2 protein-coding genes and 1 tRNA gene are annotated in these 1461 nt (G+C 69.7%); 2 read left to right on the top strand and 1 reads right to left on the bottom strand.

What is annotated here, in order from left to right; all coding sequences use genetic code 11:
* Positions 1 to 148: 148 nt before the first annotated feature.
* Positions 149 to 220, top strand: a tRNA-Val gene (locus K6I34_RS36865).
* Positions 221 to 296: 76 nt separating this feature from the next.
* Here the strand turns inward: K6I34_RS36865 and K6I34_RS36870 are convergent.
* On the bottom strand, positions 297 to 1019 hold the full coding sequence (locus K6I34_RS36870; protein WP_229332375.1) for an exonuclease domain-containing protein: 723 nt from the start codon (positions 1017 to 1019) through the stop codon (positions 297 to 299).
* 171 nt (positions 1020 to 1190) lie between these two features.
* Here K6I34_RS36870 and K6I34_RS36875 point away from each other — a divergent pair.
* Positions 1191 to 1461 (top strand): DUF4365 domain-containing protein (locus K6I34_RS36875; protein ID WP_229332376.1); only part of this gene is annotated, 271 nt, incomplete at its 3' end.

Raw genomic sequence — 1461 nt, forward strand, 5'->3', positions numbered from 1 at the left:
CTCCTCGCCAATCACGCCTGGGCCATGCGCTGCGGACGGCGAGGGCTGCAGGCCCTCCTCGCGGCCCGTGGGGAGGGAATTTGATGAAGAGGCGCCACGGCCTGTATTGTTCAGTTCGTCGCCGGGGGAAACCCCGGGCGGACATCCCGGGCGATTAGCTCAGCGGGAGAGCACTTCGTTCACACCGAAGGGGTCACTGGTTCGATCCCAGTATCGCCCACACGTGAAGGCCGGTACGTCAAAAGACGTACCGGCCTTGTGTTTTGTCGCGCCACGCCATCTCGCGCCACGCCATCTCAGGCCGCCGTCCGCACCGCAGGCCGCAACGGCCACGCCGGATCGCACGACTCCTCCGAACCGTTCCGCGCGAACCACGCCTGCAGCCCCCGCGCCTGTGCCGCGTGCCACACCGCCTGCCGCGCGTGCAGCTCCACCGGCGTCAACCGCTCCAGACGCGAGGCGAAACGCCGGCCCACCGCCCGCACGACCCCCAGCGACGCCAGCGCGTCCGCGGCCGCCTCATGCGCGCCCGCCAGCTCCACGCCGTACTGCGCACACAGATCCGTCAACGTCCGGCGGCCCTTCCGGTAGCGGTCCAGATGCTTGTCCAGCACCCATGGATCCAGCACGCACAACGGCGCCGGCCCCAGATACTCCGCCAGCGACGACGCCCGGTGCCGCCGCAACTCACGATCCAGCAACGTCAGGTCGAACGGCGCGTTCATCACCACCAAGGGTATGCCGTGCGCCGCCTGCCCAGCCAGCGCCCGCGCCACCTCCTCCATCACCGGCGCCGGCCAGCGCCCGTTCTGCTGCAGATGGGGATCCGTCAGACCGTGCACGGCCGTCGCCTCCGGCGGAACCGGAATCCCCGGATTCACCAGCCAGCGGGTGACCAACGGCTGTGCCCCCTCCGACGTCTGCACCACGACCGCCGCCGACACGATCCGGTCCCGCTCCACATCGACGCCCGTGGTCTCCGTGTCGAAAGCGGCGAGCGGCCCCTCGAACCAGCACATGGTCACAACTCCTCGCGCTTGTCTGTCGAATGGCGTGTTTTCACCCTCCCCGCGAGGTGATACCCGGGCCCCCGGTCACGCGAACCGCCCTTGTTTGCAGTGGAGTTGCAAAGGAGACAACACATATGTGCGGACCGCACGGTCCGACGACGCCCGGAGGGATTTCGGACAATGTCGTTCCCACGGCCCGAACCGGGCGGGCCGGCCCCCACACGGCCAGGACCGCTCGCCCCCGCACGCGGCGCGCTCGCCACCACCGCGTGCATGGAGACGCTCCAGGTCGGCTATCTGCACGCCGTCGCCGCCGCCGCGGGCTGCACCCTCGCCCAGCCCTTCCCCGACTACGGCATCGACTGGCACGTCAGCCACAGCGCCCCCGGCCACGCCGTCGACGACGAGGTCACCATCAAGGTCCAGCTCAAGTGCACCTACCAGCTCGGAC

The organism is Streptomyces sp. UNOC14_S4, from assembly GCF_020740835.1.
GTDB lineage: Bacteria > Actinomycetota > Actinomycetes > Streptomycetales > Streptomycetaceae > Streptomyces.